The organism is Azospirillum sp. HJ39, from assembly GCF_041507355.1.
GTDB lineage: Bacteria > Pseudomonadota > Alphaproteobacteria > Azospirillales > Azospirillaceae > Azospirillum > Azospirillum thiophilum.
The window spans coordinates 1,489,455-1,503,707 of the sequence record NZ_CP167911.1; the positions used below are offsets into that span (position 1 = coordinate 1,489,455).

The window sequence follows — 14,253 nt, forward strand, 5'->3', positions numbered from 1 at the left end:
TCCCGCCATGAGCGATCTTTTCGAGAACGCGGCCCCCAAGGCCGACAGCTACTCCGCCCAGGATATCGAGGTTCTGGAGGGGCTGGAACCCGTACGCCGCCGACCGGGCATGTATATCGGCGGCACCGACGACCGTGCGCTGCACCATCTGGTGGCGGAGGTGTTGGACAACGCCATGGATGAGGCGGTGGCCGGCCATGCCAGCCGGATCGACCTGGAGCTTGCCGCCGACGGTTCGGTGGTGGTGCGCGACAACGGCCGCGGCATCCCGATCGACGACCACCCGAAATATCCGGGCAAGTCGGCGCTCGAGGTCATCATGACCACGCTGCACTCCGGTGGCAAATTCTCCAACAAGGTCTACCAGACCTCGGGCGGCCTGCACGGCGTCGGCCTGTCGGTGGTGAACGCCCTGTCGGACCGGCTGACCGTCGAGATCGCGCGCGAAAAGCAGCTCTACGTCCAGGATTACAGCCGCGGCCTGCCACAGGGGCCGCTGGCCCGCAAGGGCAACGTCAACCGGCGCGGAACCACCATCCGCTTCCATGCCGACCCCGAGATTTTCGGCGAAACCGCCCATTTCGAGCCGCACCGGCTCTACCGCCTGGCGCGGTCCAAGGCCTATCTCTACCGCGGCGTCGAAATCCGCTGGAGCTGCGACCCGGCGCTGCTGTCGGTCGACGCCACGACGCCGGCCTCCGAGACGCTGCATTTCCCCGGCGGCCTGCAAGACTACCTGACGGCGGCGCTGAAGGACCGCAAAACGCTGACGCCGTCGCCCTTCGCCGGTTCGCTCGACTTTCCCAACGGCCAGGGCCGCGTCGAATGGGCGGTGGCATGGCCGGACGATGACGAAGGCTTCTCGCACACCTACTGCAACACCGTACCGACTCCGCTGGGTGGCACGCACGAGGCCGGCCTGCGCACCGCGCTGACCCGCGGTCTGAAGGCCTATGGCGAGTTGACCAGCAACAAGCGCGCCGGTCAGGTCACCGCCGACGACGTGATGGGCGAGGCCTGCATCCTGCTGTCCGTCTTCATCCGCGAACCGCATTTCCAGGGGCAGACCAAGGAAAAGCTGGTGACGGCGGAGGCGCAGCGCCTCGTCGAGGCCGCGGTGAAGGACCATTTCGACCATTGGCTGTCGGGCGATCCGGCCAGCGCCAACGCCTTGCTCGAGCGCCTGATCGAGAAGGCGGAGGAGCGGGCCCGGCGCAAGCAGTCCAAGGAGATGACGCGCAAGTCGGCGACCCGTCGCCTGCGCCTGCCCGGCAAGCTGGCCGACTGTTCGCGCAATTCCCCCGAAGGCACCGAGCTGTTCCTGGTGGAGGGCGATTCGGCCGGCGGTTCGGCCAAGCAAGCGCGCCAGCGCGAGACCCAGGCCATTCTGCCGTTGCGCGGCAAGATCCTGAACGTCGCCAGTGCGTCGGTCGACAAAATGAAGGCCAATCAGGAGCTGAACGACCTGACCCAGGCGCTCGGCTGCGGCATCGGCAAGGATTTCTCGACGGACAAGCTGCGCTATGAGCGGGTCATCATCATGACCGATGCCGACGTCGACGGCGCCCACATCGCCTCGTTGCTGATGACCTTCTTCTACCGCGAGATGCCGGGCCTGATCCAGGAAGGGCACCTGTATCTCGCCCTGCCGCCGCTCTACCGGCTGAGCCACGGCAACAAGCAGGTCTACGCCCGAGACGACGCCCACAAGGACGAGCTGCTGTCGCGGATGTTCAAGGGCAAGAAGCCCGACATCAGCCGTTTCAAGGGCTTGGGGGAGATGATGCCCGCCCAGCTGCGCGACACCACCATGGATCCGTCCAAGCGCTCCTTGTTGCGGGTGGTGGTGCCGAATGCCGCCGATCCGGAGGAAAAGCCGGAATGCGAGCGTACCCGCTCGCTTGTGGAAGACCTGATGGGCAAGCGGCCCGAGTTGCGCTTCAAGTTCATCCAGGACAACGCCAAGTTCGTGAAGGCCGACGACATCGACGTGTAAGCTACAGGAGTCCAGCGCGGATGAGGACCGGGACCGCGATGCTGTTCCGGGATGAAGTGGCAGATGACGACTCGTCCTGCGGTCGGGCACTCCCCATATCCAGGGCAGCGTTACCAATCCACGGTTCCACCATGCGTATGCTTCCGCCGCTCGCCGCCTTGTTTCTGGGGACTGCCTCTCTCTCCGCCTGTACGAATGAGCGGGTGGTGGCCAGCGAACCGGCACCGGCTTATACGCGGAGCGAGGTCGCCTATGCCGCTGGAAACCGTGACCTTCGGGTGGTCCTGCACGGCAACCCGTTCGGCCTGCCGGCGGATCGCTTTGCGGAAAAGGTTCTGCCCCACATGCAGAACCGCGCCGGAGTGGTCACGACCCTGACCACCACACCGAACGATACGGCAAGGCGTGACTACAAGGTGGTGCTGGCCTTCAATGTGGCCGAAACGATGCTGAACTCCTCCCTCTGTACCGATGGACCGATCCCGACGCGACCACCGGGAGGGCCCATCGTCGTGCAGGGAGCGTTCTGCCGGTCGGGCGGTGCGCTGACCTCCGCCACCGGCTGGCTCGACCGGCCGTTGGGGCCGGACGATCCCGATTTCCACTATCTGATCAGCGACATGACCTTTTCGCTGTTCCCGTCCCGCCGCGCCGACCTGTTCTGTGGCGCCATCGATTGCTGACGCCCGGTTGCAGCAGCAGGGTCAGCCCCGCAGCAGCCAGTCGCGCATCAGCGCCGTGACCGCCTGAGGCTGTTCCATCGCCGACAGATGGCCGCAATCCTCGATCAGGACCAGGCGGGCGCCCGGGATGGCCGCGGCCATCTCCTCGTGGAGGTCGGGCGGGGTCAGGACGTCCTGCCGGCCGCAGACGACCAGTGTCGGGCAGGAGATTGCAGGCAGGCCCGGACGGCTGTCGGCACGGCCGATGATCGCGTCCTGCTCGCGGGCGTAACCGTCGACGCCCACCCGCTCCATCTGCGCCAGCACCGCGCGGACGAATCCCTCGTCGGTCATGCGGTCGGAGTGGATCAGGCGGGGCAGGGCGGCGCGGATGACTTGAGCGTATTTGCCGGCACGGGCGAGCGCCACCGCCTCGCGGCGCGTCGCGCTCGCCTCCGCCGTATCGGGACGGGCGTTGGTGTCGAGCAGGGCCAGACGTTCCACCCGTTCCGGTGCACGCCGCAGGATTTCCAGCGCGACATAGCCGCCCATCGACAGGCCGGCGACGGCGAAGCGCTCCGGGGCCGCGGCCAGCACGGTGTCCGCCATTCCGGCGATGCTGCTGCACATGGCCAGTTCGACCACCTGCGGGTCGCTGATGTCGGCGAGATGCCTGACCTGATGGTCCCACAGCGCGGCATCCAGCGGCATGCCGGGCAGCAGGATCAGGGTGGGGCGCGTTGTCATGCCAGACTCTCCTGCGTTCATTTCACCAACGCGCTGACGACCTTGAAGACCGGGGTGCCGGCCCGCTCCATCCATTCGAACAGCACCATCTCGGTGGTGACGATGGTGACGCCGGCGGCACGCATCCGCTCAAGCGCCGCGGCATGGTTGGCAGGGGTGCGCGACGACACCGCGTCGGCCACCAGATACACCGAACGCCCCTGCTGGCGCAGCCCCAGCGCGGTCTGCATCACGCAGACATGGGCCTCCGTCCCGCACAGCACGATCTGCGGGCGCTTCAGTTCCACGATGGCTGTATTGAAGGCCGGCTCGCCGGTGCAGCCGAAGGTGATCTTCTCGATCACCGGGGTGCCGGCAGGCAACTCGGCGCGCACCGCCTCGATCGTCGGCCCCAGGCCGCGCGGATACTGCTCGGTGACCAGCACCGGTACGGAAAGGGCGGCGGCGGCCTTCAGCAGCATGCCGGTGTGGCGGACGACGCGGCCGGACTCGTGGATGGCCGGCAGCAGACGTTCCTGGACGTCCACCACCACCAGCACCGATTCCTGGGCATGTAGAATCATCGAATGCACTCGACCGTTCGATTTGGGGCGTTGGCCCCGGATCATGGCGTCGGCAATGACCGCGACTCGCGGTACCGCCGTCCAGCACCCTACCGCAGGCTGCCCATTTCGCCAACGCGGCGTGTTTTCACGCCTATTTTCGGAATGGGAACATCGCATCTATTGACATGCAGCCATGACTTCCTATTCTTCGGCCCTATCCAGGCGTCGAGCGTTGCTCGCTCGATTTGCGCACTCCAGAACAGAAACAGGTTGGATGCTTTTTTCGGAACTTGGGCTTGGCCCTGACGTCCTGCGCGCTATCGAGGACAAGGGTTACACCCAACCGACGCCCATTCAGGAACAGGCGATTCCCTGTGTCCTGCAACGCCGCGACGTGCTGGGCTGCGCGCAGACGGGCACCGGCAAGACGGCGAGCTTCACCTTGCCCATGATCGACATCCTGGCATCGGGGCGCGCCCGTGCGCGGATGCCGCGGTCATTGATCCTGGAGCCGACGCGTGAGCTGGCGGCCCAGGTTTCGGAAAGTTTCGAGACCTACGGCAAGCACCACAAGCTCAGCATGGCTCTGCTGATCGGCGGAGAAACCTTCACCGAGCAGGTGAAGAAGCTTGACCGTGGGGTGGATGTGTTGATCGCGACTCCGGGTCGACTGATCGACCTGTTCGAGCGCGGCAACATCATGCTGAACGACATCAAGGTCTTCGTCATCGACGAGGCAGACCGCATGCTCGACATGGGATTCATTCCCGACATCGAGCGAATCGTCAGCAAGCTGCCGAAGAACCGCCAGACCCTGTTCTTCTCCGCCACCATGCCGCCGGAAATCCGCCGGTTGGCCGATGCATTCCTGAACGATCCGATGGAGATTTCCGTCGCTCCGCCCGCGTCGCCGGCCGAAACGGTGACACAGGCGATGGTTCTGGTCCAGGAGATGGACAAGCGCCGGGCGCTGCGTCATCTGCTGCAGACGGAAGACGTCAAGAACGCCTTCATCTTCTGCAACCGCAAGCGCGACATCGCCGTCCTGCAGAAGTCGCTGGAACGCCATGGCTTCAACGTCGGCGCGCTGCACGGCGACATGGTGCAGTCGAAGCGCACCGAGACGTTGGAGCGGTTCAAGCAGGGCGAGATCACGCTGCTGGTTTGCTCAGACGTTGCCGCACGCGGCATCGACGTGCAGGGGCTGAGCCACGTCTTCAATTTCGATGTGCCGCTCACGCCGGACGATTATGTCCACCGCATCGGCCGTACCGGTCGCGCCGGCAAGCAGGGCCGCGCGTTCATGCTCGCCACGCCCGACGACACCAAACTGGTCGGCGCCATCGCGCGCCTCATCAAGCGGGAGATTCCAATGATCGCCATCGACGGCCTGGAGACGGCCGAGTTCGGCGAGGAAGACAGCAGCGCCCGCCGGCGTGGTCGCGGTGGCCGTGGCGTCAAGACAGAGGCGCGGCCTGCCCGTGGCGGCCGCGAGGAACGGGCTCCGCGTGAAGAGCGTGCGCCGCGTGACGACCGTCCTGTCCGGGAAGAGCGCGTTGCCCGTGAGGAGCGTCCGGTTCGTGAGGAGCGCCAGCCCCGCGAATCGCTCGCTGCCGCCGAGGCCCGCCGCAACAACGATCCGCGCCGTGACCGCGACCGTGATCGCCGCCGTCGCCGCGACGAGGATGATGACGACATGCCGGTGATCGGCTTCGGCGACCATATGCCGGCCTTCATGCTCCGTTCCGCCCGCCCGCGCCCGTCCGTCGAGACCACGACCGACTCGTCGCAGGAGGGCTGAGACCGTGCAGACCATCTTCGTCATGGTCAAATGCGATCTCGGCAAGGCCTATGAAGTCGCCGATCAGGCCGTGCAGTTGATCGAGCAGGTGTCGGAAGTGCATTCCATTTCCGGGCAATACGACCTGCTGATGAAGTGCTACCTGAAGCAGGACGATGACATCGGCCGTTTCGTGACCGAGCATGTGCAGACCCTGCCGGGGGTGCGTGATACATTCACGCTGATCGCTTATAAGGCCTTCGCATAAGGGCCTTCCTATAGGATGCCGATATTTCGGATAAAGAAGGCCGGGCAGTTTGCCCGGCCTTCTTTTTTTGGACGCAAGGGCAGGGCCGTGGTGCCCGGCTGGCGATGTGGCCTATTCCCCCGTGGCGCATCCCGGCTTCAATCCCGGGTCTTTGGCAAAGCCGCCGTCGTCGGCCTGCTTGTCGGCGCCATAATCCGGGTTGATCCCTTCCGCCAGGGCGGCGAGGCGGTGGGCGGTGGCGACGCGCGCTTCGCGTTCCACGGCACGGTAATGGTCGATCACCTGCTCGCCGAAGGCGGTCAGCACGGTGCCGCCGCCATGCTTGCCGCCGACCGCGGCGCTCACCACCGGCTCTCGGAAGATGCGGTTGAGATCGTCCACCAGCAGCCAGGCCCGGCGGTAGGACATGCCCAACGCCCGTCCGGCCGCGGAGATGGAGCCGGTTTCGCGTATCCGTTCCAGCAGCATGATCTTACCGGGCCCGACCGAGCCGCCACTGTCGAAGTCAATGCGAATCCGCATGCGGGTCATGGCTGCGCCTTCCTTCTCAACGCTCGGCGGAGGCGAGGCCATCGCCGCTCCATGCGCCGGTTCGGAAGAATTCGCCGATCCGGGCGATCCACGGATCGATGTCCAGCCCCGAAGCCGCCAGCCAGTCGCGGTTGAAGTAGGTGCCCATGTAACGGTCGCCCGGATCGCAGATCAGAGTGGCTACACTGCCCTGCCGGCCGTCGCGCATCATGCCGGCGATCAGCTCGATCGCGCCGACCAGATTCGTGCCGGTGGAACCGCCGCAGGCGCGGCCGAGCCGGTCGCGCAGCACCCAGACTGCGGCGATGCTCGCCGCATCGGGCACGCGGATCATGCGGTCGATCACCGTCGGCTGGAAGGATGGTTCAACAGTCGGGCGCCCGATTCCCTCGATGCCGGAGCCGCGGCCGACATGGGCCTTGGGGTTGTCGTCGCGGAAGCCCTCGAAGAAGGCCGAATGCTCCGGATCGGCGACGCACACCCGCGTGGGCAGCCTGCGATAGCGCACATAGCGCCCCATGGTGGCGGAGGTACCGCCGGTTCCGGCGCCGCAGACGATCCAGTCCGGCACCGGGTGCGGTTCCTGGGCAAGCTGCTCGAAGATCGACTGGGCGATGTTGTTGTTGCCGCGCCAGTCGGTGGCGCGCTCGGCATAGGTGAATTGGTCCATGAAATGGCCGGCGCAGTCATGGGCCAGCCGTTGCGCCTCGGCGCAGACCTCCGATGCCCGCTCCACCATATGGCAGCGGCCCCCATAGAACTCGATCTGCGCGATCTTGGCAGGAGAGGTATTGCGCGGCACCACCGCGACGAACGGCAGCCCGAGCAGCTGGGCGAAATAGGCCTCGGAAACCGCGGTGGAACCGGACGAGGCCTCGATCACCGTCGTCCCGTCACGCACCCAGCCGTTGCAGATCGCATAAAGGAACAGCGACCGTGCCAACCGGTGCTTCAGGCTGCCGGTCGGGTGGGTCGACTCGTCCTTCAGGTACAGCGTGATCCCTTGGGCGGCCGGGATCGGCAGCCGCAGCAGATGGGTGTCGGCGGAACGGTTCACATCCGCTTCGATGCGCCGCAGCGCCTCGTCGAGCCAGCCCCGGCGGGTGGTGGTTGCGTCGGCTGCGGGGAGGGGGGTGCTCATGGAATCCTGTCCGGCGTTTGGCTGTGGTCATCCATAGCGCGGATCGTCGCGGATTGCATCCGGCGCGGCACCTCCCATGCCGCAGCCCTTTATCCCTGCCGGATGCGGGCGACGAAGGCGGACACCTCGGTCAGCATGCGGTCGGCGCGCTCGCCCACCTTGCGCGCCGCGGATGCGACCTCGGCAGAGGCCTGGCCGGTGGCGGTGGCGTGGTTGCACACCATGCTCAGGCTGTTCGACACCGACGTCACTCCCTGTGCCGCCTCGTTGACGTTCTGGCTGATGTCGCGGGTTGCGGCACCCTGCTCCTCGATGGCGGCCGAGATGCTGGAGGCAACATCGTTCACCGTCTCGATGACGCCGCCGACCCCGCGCATCGCCTCGACCACCGAGGCGGTGGCGTCGGTCATCGCGGAAATCTGGGCCTGGACGTCATCGGTCGCCTTGGCCGTCTGGTTGGCGAGATTCTTCACTTCGCTCGCAACCACGGCGAACCCCTTGCCAGCCTCGCCGGCGCGCGCCGCTTCGATGGTGGCGTTCAGCGCCAGCAGATTGGTTTGCTCGGCGATGGAACGGATCAGGTCGACCACCTCCACCGTGCGGCGGGCGACACCGTCCAACTGCTCGATCAGCGAATAGGTGCGGCGCACATCCTCCAAGGCCCGGGCCGAACCGGCTGTCGATTCGGCGATCTGCTGGGCGATTTCCCGGATGGAGGCAGCCAGTTCCTCGGTGGCACCGGCCACCGCCTGCACGTTGCCGGAGGTGGTTTCAGCGGCACCGGCGGCGCTCCCCATCAGGCGGGTGGTCTGTTCGGCGCCGCTGCTCATGGCGCCGGAGGTGTGGGTCAGTTGACCGGCGGATTCGGCGACGCTGCGAACCAGCGCCCCGACGCTGCTCTCGAACTCGTCGGCCAGGCGGGCCATGTCGACGCGCCGTGCCTGCTCGGCCTCCTGCTCCAGCGCGGCATGGCGCCGGCGCAACTCCTCGGCCTCCATCGCACTGAGGCGGAGCGTTTCGACAGAGCGGGCGAGCGCCCCGACCTCGTCGCTGCGGGCGGTGCCGGCCACTTCTGTGCCGAGTTCGCCCTTGGCAATGCGGTCAGTGGCACTGCCGATGGAGTCCAACCCCTTGGAGATGCGAGTGACCATTCGGAAACCGACCAGCCCGAGCAGCAGCGCGGTAACCAGCGTGACCGCCAGCGTCTCGATCAGCGTCCGCTGGAAGGCGGCGTCGACATCGTCGATATAGACGCCCGTGCCGATCATCCAGCCCCAGGGCTCGAAGATCGCGGCCAGCGCCAGCTTCGGCATCGGTTCGGTACCGCCGGCCTTGGGGAAATTGTATATCAGGAAGCCGTCGCCGCTGCGGGCCGAGTCGATCAGTCCGCGGATCACCAGCACGCCGTTGCTGTCCTTGAAGTCAGCCAGCTTGCGGGTGCCCTCCAGGTCGGGGCGCACCCCGTGGAACATGTTGGTGCCATCGAAGAGATAGCCGAACATATACTCATTGCCGAAATAGCGGATGGCCCGCAGTTCGCCCTTGGCGCGGCTCTGAGCCTCCTCCCGGCTGAACTCGCCCTTGGCAGCGCGCGCCTCGTAGGCCTGCATGATCGACAGCGACGTCTGCACCACCGCTTGGATTGAGTTGCGGTAGCCCTCGACCATCGTCGTGCGCTTGGACGTTGCCGACCAGATGCCGGCCGCGAGGATGGCGACGAGGAACAACCCCTGAAGGATCAGGAGCTTTGCCTTGATGCTGTGAAGTCTGGTGATCATTGCCTGTTTTCCCCCACACCCGCGCCACAGGCCTCCGCCGCCTTTGGGGAGAGGGCATCGACGCTCGGACGGCCGCATCAATTCAAAAACACTAATGTAGAGTCGCTTCGATACTGGACTATGGCCGGTAAGTCCAATCTCTAATGCGCACCTAGGATTAATCCGGATGTGCGTCGCGCCGGTTGTGACCATCCGGCAACCACCGGGTTACGTCCGACGGGGAAGTCTGGCAGGATGCCGGGCATGACGCTGATCGCTTATCCGCTGTCGGGAGCGCTGCCCGACATCCGACCGGCGCGCCCTACGCGCGACTGGATCGACGCCCTGCCCGAGCAGTACGGCTACCGCTGCCTGCCGCTCAACATCGCCAGCATGCATGGGTGGGAGGTGTGCTGCCCAGTGCGGGCCACAGCGGTATGGAACGGCGGCACCGGTGTCGACGCCATCCGCATCACGGCGGACGAACCGCATCCGCTGCTGCCGGCCAGCCATTTCGGCAGCGGTGTGCTCACATTCCACGTCGCGGCACTGTTCCGTACGCCGCCGGGCGTCAACCTGATGGTCACCGGGCCGCTGAACCACCCGAAACACGGCATCGTCGGGCTGTCGGGCATCATCGAGACCGACTGGTCACCCTATCCCTTCACCATGAATTGGAAGTTCACCGCACCTGACGTGCCGGTCACTTGGGAGAAGGGCGAACCCTTCGCCCACCTGATGCCGGTTCAGCGGGGTCTGGTGGAGAGCCTGACGCCTGAGGTCCGCGATCTGGACAGCGATCCGGAGACGGCCGCGCAGTACCGGGCCTGGGCCGAGTCGCGCAGCCGCTTCAACACCGACCTGAAGACCCCCGGCAGCACGGCAGCCCAGGAACGCTGGCAGAAGGGCTATTACCGTGGCCGCCAGCCGGACGGCGCCGATGGCCCACCCGACCACGAGATCAAGGTCAGGCCGAAGCCCTTTCCCAACCGGTAAATCCGTAAAACCGGCGCTTTACAGCGTGTTCTGAATGCTGCGGACGAACTCCGGCAGACCGACCTGCCGGCGGCGGCGCAGCCGTTCCGCGTGCAGGATCGACGCGACCGCGGCGATGCTCTCGTCGACGTCGCTGTTGACGATGACGTAGTCGTATTCCGGCCAGTGGCTGATCTCGTTGGAGGCCTTGGCCATGCGGTTGGCGATGACCTCCTCCGAATCCTGGCCACGGCCGCGCAGGCGGCGTTCCAGCTCCGTGACCGACGGAGGCAGCACAAAGACGCTGACCAGATCGTCGCGGGCGTTCTGAGCCAGTTGCTGAGCACCCTGCCAGTCGATGGCGAACAGCACGTCACGGCCGGCTCCCAGCGCGTCCTCCACCGCCATGCGCGGCGTGCCGTAGCAGTTGCCGAAGACGCGGGCATGCTCCAGCAGGTCGCCGCTCTCGGCCATGCGGTCGAAGCGCTGCTGGTCGATGAAATGATAGTCGAGTCCGTCGACTTCGCCCGGCCGCATGGCTCGCGTGGTGACCGACACGGACATGGTGATGCCGGTATCGCGCTCGAGCAGGCCGCGGGCAATGGTTGTCTTGCCGGCGCCGGACGGCGAGGACAGCACCAGCATGAAGCCGCGCCGGTGAATGAGAGATGAGGTGGTCGGGGCCATGGCGATCACTCGATGTTCTGGACCTGCTCGCGAAGCTGCTCGATCGAGGCTTTCAGCGAGAGGCCGATGCGGGTCAGTTCGACGTCTGCGGATTTGGAGCACAGGGTGTTGGCCTCACGGTTGAACTCCTGGCACAGGAAGTCGAACCGGCGGCCGATGGCGCCACCCTCCGCCATCAGGTCGCGGGCGGCCTGGATGTGGGCGCGCAGGCGGTCCAGCTCTTCCCGCACGTCGGCCTTGCCGATCAGGATGGCCGCTTCCTGGGCAAGCCGCTCTTCGGGCAAGGCCGGGAAGGATCCGAGGATGGCGGCGACCTGGGCACGCAGTTTCTCGCGCAGCGCCTCGGGCTGGGTGGAGGCGCAGGCCGCGGCGGCATCGACCAGCCGGGCGATTTCGTCGAGATGGCGGTCCAGCACCTCGGCGATGCGCTTGCCCTCGGCGATCCGGTTGACGACCAACAGGTCGACCAGCTTGGTGAGGTCAAGCTTGAGCGCCGATTCGACGCGCTCACGCGCCTCGGTCTGATCCTCTTCCACCGGCTCGATGATGCCGCGGACGGCCAGCAGCGAATCCAGACGCGGCGGCGCGGCGCCGGCCCCCTCGATCTCGCGGGCGAGTTCCAGCACCTGGGCCAGAAGCACGCGGTTGATGCGCAGGTGCGATACGTCCTGGGCACGGTTGACGGTCAGCGTCAGGTTGACGTTGCCGCGCGCCAGCCGCTTCGGCAGGTCGGCGCGGGCCGCCGCTTCGATGCTGTCGAAACCCGACGGCAGGCGGCAGCGCAGGTCGAAGCTGCGACCGTTGACGCTTTTGGCCTCGAAGGTCCAGGAATAGCCATCGCCGTGCCCGTCGACGCGTGCGAATCCGGTCATGCTGGCTATGACGGGGCGTTGGGCGGGCAAGGCGGCCTCATTTTAAAAGCGGTGTCGGGTTTGCGGAGCTTATAAACTCGACAGTAGCCGACAACAAGCTCCGGCACCATCCGGCAACCGGCGGACAGGGCAGAGGTTTCATGAAGCAGCCACGTTCCATCGTCATCACCGGTGCCTCCAGCGGCATCGGCGAGGCCCTTGCCGTCCTCTATGCCGCTCCGGGCGTGGCCCTGGCGCTGACCGGCCGCGACACCGTGCGGCTGGAGGAGGTGGCCGCACGCTGCCGCGCCGCCGGGGCCAATGTCGCGGTCGCTGCCGTCGATGTGGCCGACCGGGCTGCGATGGCGGACTGGCTGCAGCGAATCGATGCAGGAGCGCCGGTCGATCTTCTGATCGCCAATGCCGGCATGTCGGCCGGCACGGGTGCCGGCGGCGAGACGGAGGAACAGGCGCGCCGCATCCTGGCCGTCAACATCGACGGCGTGCTCAACAGCATCCATCCGCTGCTGCCGGCGATGCGCGCGCGGGGGCGGGGACAGATCGCCCTGATGGCCTCGCTTGCCGGGTTCCGCGGCTTGCCGGGGGCTCCGGCCTATTGCGCCAGCAAGGCGATGGTACGGGTCTATGGCGAGGCGCTGCGCGGAGATCTGGCCGAATCGGGGATCGGCGTGTCGGTGATCTGCCCGGGATTTGTCAAGAGCAGGATGACGGCGGTCAACCGTTTCCCCATGCCCTTCCTGATGGAGACGGCGGACGCCGCCCTGGTCATCCGCCGTGGGCTGGAGCGCAACGCCGCAAGGATCGCCTTCCCCTGGCCGATGATGGCCGCGGTCTGGCTCCTGGCGTTGCTGCCGCCGGCCTGGACCGACCGACTGCTGCGGCAGGCGCCCCGCAAACCCTGACCGGGCCGGGCGTCAGTCGACCTTGGCGTGGGCGATGGCTTCGCGGACGCTGACGCCCTTGCGCAGGATGTTGTCAACCGCGCGGCCCTGGACCAGGTTGATCCCCATCTTGTGGGCATAGACCAGACTGGAAACGCTGTCGCAGCGCGCCAGGATGAATTTGCAGCGATCCTGCTCGGCGATGCGCTCGCGGAAATACTTCTCGAAGCTCGGCTCCATCTCCAGCATGTCGTTCGACCAGAAGATCTTGGCGTAGTCCGCGTTCAGGTATTCAAGGTCGAAATTCGTCACCCAGAACGGGTTCAGCCCGTCGACCGCGATCTGATACCGGCGGTCCTGCGCGAACTCCACCACCTCGTTGAACAGCGGCAGATTCTCGATCAGGTCGCCCTTCGATACCTCGAGCACGACCTGCCCGCGGAAGTCGATCGGCAGCCGTTCGTCGAACTTCACGAAGCCGGTGGAGATCACGGTGGACAGGTTGATGTTGATGCCGATCCGCCGCCCGCGCATGAAGCTGAGCCCATGGTTCAGCGCCCGCAGCACCGACTGGTCGAGGTTGGCGGTGAAGTAGTTGAACAGCCACTTGTTGGCCGTGATGTCGTAATCCGGGCAGAGCCGCTCCTGCAGCAGCTTGATCGAGATGTAGAGCTCGTAATACTCCATGTCGGCTTCGCCGCCGCCGATGTTGGCGATGCCCTGGTTGAACAGGAAGGGGGACAGGTCGAACATCTGCATCGAGCGTTCGAGCTTGCCCAACTCCTCCAGGGTGATCGGCGGCTTCGTTTCGGTGACGTGGTGGCCCGTCTCCGTCGCCTGCAGTTCCTCGATGAAACGGATGACGTTGATGAAGTTCAACGCCAGTTCCATGATGGAATAGAGCGAATATTCCTTGTAGGGATTCGGCCCGGTCAGCGTCGTCTTCGACAGGAAGACCTGCTCCACCGTCTGGCAGACATCGGTCACTCCGGTCAGCTTCAGCCCCTTGTAGAGGACGATGACGTCGCCGTTTGAGATGTTGAAGGACTGGAGGTAGGACGCCTTGCTCGCCAACTCCTGGATGATGCTACGCACCATCATCTGGCCGGTCGGGTCGCGATCCTTCAGCAGTGACAGGTGCATATGGATCAGCCGCATGCCCTGCAGCTCGTTCTTGGCGGACCGCAGCAGGTTCAGCAGCTTGTCGTTGTCGAACTCGGGCTTCTGATCCTTGGCGGCGGCGACGGCGGCCTGCTTTTCCGTGGTGGAAAGCCGGACACGGTCCCGTCCCATCGGTGGTCTGCCGCCAAACCTGCTCATCGGTGCTTCACTCCCAAAACAAGCCTCGCGCCTGCCAACCATCCGTATCGCCGGCTGCTCTTTTCTCGGCAGCCCTCATTTCCGGCCTGGG

The 14,253-nt window shown here is 65.9% G+C and carries 14 protein-coding genes; 6 read left to right on the forward strand and 8 right to left on the reverse strand.

Annotated elements, in window-relative coordinates:
• The first annotated feature begins 7 nt into the window (after positions 1–7).
• Positions 8–1,996 carry a DNA topoisomerase IV subunit B gene (parE, locus tag ABMY26_RS20320; protein WP_372398976.1) on the forward strand — a complete coding sequence of 663 codons (1,989 nt, stop codon included), beginning with the start codon at positions 8–10 and terminating at the stop codon, positions 1,994–1,996.
• Positions 1,997–2,202: 206 nt separating this feature from the next.
• Positions 2,203–2,679 (forward strand): hypothetical protein, encoded by a 477-nt coding sequence (locus tag ABMY26_RS20325; protein ID WP_372398977.1) that lies wholly within the window; start codon positions 2,203–2,205, stop codon positions 2,677–2,679.
• A 21-nt stretch (positions 2,680–2,700) separates the two neighbouring features.
• Here ABMY26_RS20325 and ABMY26_RS20330 read toward each other — a convergent pair whose 3' ends face one another.
• Both ABMY26_RS20330 and ABMY26_RS20335 read right to left on the reverse strand, forming a co-directional pair.
• The gene (locus ABMY26_RS20330; RefSeq protein ID WP_372398978.1) at positions 2,701–3,405 is read right to left on the reverse strand and encodes an alpha/beta fold hydrolase; all 705 of its coding nucleotides are present in this window, start codon (positions 3,403–3,405) and stop codon (positions 2,701–2,703) included.
• Positions 3,406–3,422: 17 nt separating this feature from the next.
• The gene (locus tag ABMY26_RS20335) at positions 3,423–3,968 is read right to left on the reverse strand and encodes a hydrolase (RefSeq protein WP_372398979.1); all 546 of its coding nucleotides are present in this window, start codon (positions 3,966–3,968) and stop codon (positions 3,423–3,425) included.
• 256 nt (positions 3,969–4,224) lie between these two features.
• Between ABMY26_RS20335 and ABMY26_RS20340 the strand changes: the two genes are divergently transcribed.
• Both ABMY26_RS20340 and ABMY26_RS20345 read left to right on the forward strand, forming a co-directional pair.
• Entirely contained in the window at positions 4,225–5,751 is a 1,527-nt protein-coding gene (locus ABMY26_RS20340) for a DEAD/DEAH box helicase (protein ID WP_372399042.1), read from the forward strand.
• A gap of 4 nt (positions 5,752–5,755) precedes the next feature.
• A complete protein-coding gene (locus ABMY26_RS20345; protein ID WP_045580201.1) occupies positions 5,756–5,998 on the forward strand; it encodes an Lrp/AsnC ligand binding domain-containing protein in 243 nt (80 codons plus the stop codon).
• A gap of 111 nt (positions 5,999–6,109) precedes the next feature.
• Here the strand turns inward: ABMY26_RS20345 and ABMY26_RS20350 are convergent, their stop codons facing one another.
• The 3 genes from ABMY26_RS20350 to ABMY26_RS20360 form a co-directional block, all read right to left on the reverse strand.
• Positions 6,110–6,529 carry a winged helix-turn-helix domain-containing protein gene (locus ABMY26_RS20350; RefSeq protein ID WP_372398980.1) on the reverse strand — a complete coding sequence of 140 codons (420 nt, stop codon included), beginning with the start codon at positions 6,527–6,529 and terminating at the stop codon, positions 6,110–6,112.
• 16 nt (positions 6,530–6,545) lie between these two features.
• Entirely contained in the window at positions 6,546–7,670 is a 1,125-nt protein-coding gene (locus ABMY26_RS20355) for a PLP-dependent cysteine synthase family protein (protein ID WP_372398981.1), read from the reverse strand.
• An 89-nt stretch (positions 7,671–7,759) separates the two neighbouring features.
• Positions 7,760–9,448: a methyl-accepting chemotaxis protein gene (locus tag ABMY26_RS20360; RefSeq protein WP_372398982.1), complete on the reverse strand. Its 1,689-nt coding sequence runs from the start codon at positions 9,446–9,448 to the stop codon at positions 7,760–7,762.
• A 243-nt stretch (positions 9,449–9,691) separates the two neighbouring features.
• Here ABMY26_RS20360 and ABMY26_RS20365 point away from each other — a divergent pair, with 243 nt between their 5' ends.
• Positions 9,692–10,423: a DUF6065 family protein gene (locus ABMY26_RS20365; RefSeq protein ID WP_372398983.1), complete on the forward strand. Its 732-nt coding sequence runs from the start codon at positions 9,692–9,694 to the stop codon at positions 10,421–10,423.
• An 18-nt stretch (positions 10,424–10,441) separates the two neighbouring features.
• On the opposite strand, the gene gmk is transcribed toward ABMY26_RS20365, so the two are convergent.
• A complete protein-coding gene (gmk, locus tag ABMY26_RS20370) occupies positions 10,442–11,089 on the reverse strand; it encodes a guanylate kinase (RefSeq protein ID WP_372398984.1) in 648 nt (215 codons plus the stop codon).
• A gap of 5 nt (positions 11,090–11,094) precedes the next feature.
• A complete protein-coding gene (locus tag ABMY26_RS20375; RefSeq protein ID WP_372398985.1) occupies positions 11,095–11,961 on the reverse strand; it encodes a YicC/YloC family endoribonuclease in 867 nt (288 codons plus the stop codon).
• Positions 11,962–12,101: 140 nt separating this feature from the next.
• Here ABMY26_RS20375 and ABMY26_RS20380 point away from each other — a divergent pair, with 140 nt between their 5' ends.
• Positions 12,102–12,863 (forward strand): SDR family NAD(P)-dependent oxidoreductase, encoded by a 762-nt coding sequence (locus tag ABMY26_RS20380; protein WP_372398986.1) that lies wholly within the window; start codon positions 12,102–12,104, stop codon positions 12,861–12,863.
• A 12-nt stretch (positions 12,864–12,875) separates the two neighbouring features.
• Here ABMY26_RS20380 and ABMY26_RS20385 read toward each other — a convergent pair whose 3' ends face one another.
• Positions 12,876–14,135: a hypothetical protein gene (locus ABMY26_RS20385; RefSeq protein ID WP_372398987.1), complete on the reverse strand. Its 1,260-nt coding sequence runs from the start codon at positions 14,133–14,135 to the stop codon at positions 12,876–12,878.
• Positions 14,136–14,253 lie beyond the last annotated feature (118 nt).

What these genes read in the sequence shown, in the direction of transcription:
- parE (WP_372398976.1), top strand. Translation starts at nt 8, where the DNA reads ATGAGCGATCTTTTCGAGAACGCGGCCCCCAAGGCCGACAGCTACTCC.
- ABMY26_RS20330 (WP_372398978.1), bottom strand. Translation starts at nt 3,405, where the DNA reads ATGACAACGCGCCCCACCCTGATCCTGCTGCCCGGCATGCCGCTGGAT.
- ABMY26_RS20335 (WP_372398979.1), bottom strand. Translation starts at nt 3,968, where the DNA reads ATGATTCTACATGCCCAGGAATCGGTGCTGGTGGTGGTGGACGTCCAG.
- ABMY26_RS20340 (WP_372399042.1), top strand. Translation starts at nt 4,225, where the DNA reads ATGCTTTTTTCGGAACTTGGGCTTGGCCCTGACGTCCTGCGCGCTATC.
- ABMY26_RS20350 (WP_372398980.1), bottom strand. Translation starts at nt 6,529, where the DNA reads ATGACCCGCATGCGGATTCGCATTGACTTCGACAGTGGCGGCTCGGTC.
- ABMY26_RS20355 (WP_372398981.1), bottom strand. Translation starts at nt 7,670, where the DNA reads ATGAGCACCCCCCTCCCCGCAGCCGACGCAACCACCACCCGCCGGGGC.
- ABMY26_RS20360 (WP_372398982.1), bottom strand. Translation starts at nt 9,448, where the DNA reads ATGATCACCAGACTTCACAGCATCAAGGCAAAGCTCCTGATCCTTCAG.
- ABMY26_RS20365 (WP_372398983.1), top strand. Translation starts at nt 9,692, where the DNA reads ATGACGCTGATCGCTTATCCGCTGTCGGGAGCGCTGCCCGACATCCGA.
- gmk (WP_372398984.1), bottom strand. Translation starts at nt 11,089, where the DNA reads ATGGCCCCGACCACCTCATCTCTCATTCACCGGCGCGGCTTCATGCTG.
- ABMY26_RS20375 (WP_372398985.1), bottom strand. Translation starts at nt 11,961, where the DNA reads ATGACCGGATTCGCACGCGTCGACGGGCACGGCGATGGCTATTCCTGG.
- ABMY26_RS20380 (WP_372398986.1), top strand. Translation starts at nt 12,102, where the DNA reads ATGAAGCAGCCACGTTCCATCGTCATCACCGGTGCCTCCAGCGGCATC.
- ABMY26_RS20385 (WP_372398987.1), bottom strand. Translation starts at nt 14,135, where the DNA reads ATGGGACGGGACCGTGTCCGGCTTTCCACCACGGAAAAGCAGGCCGCC.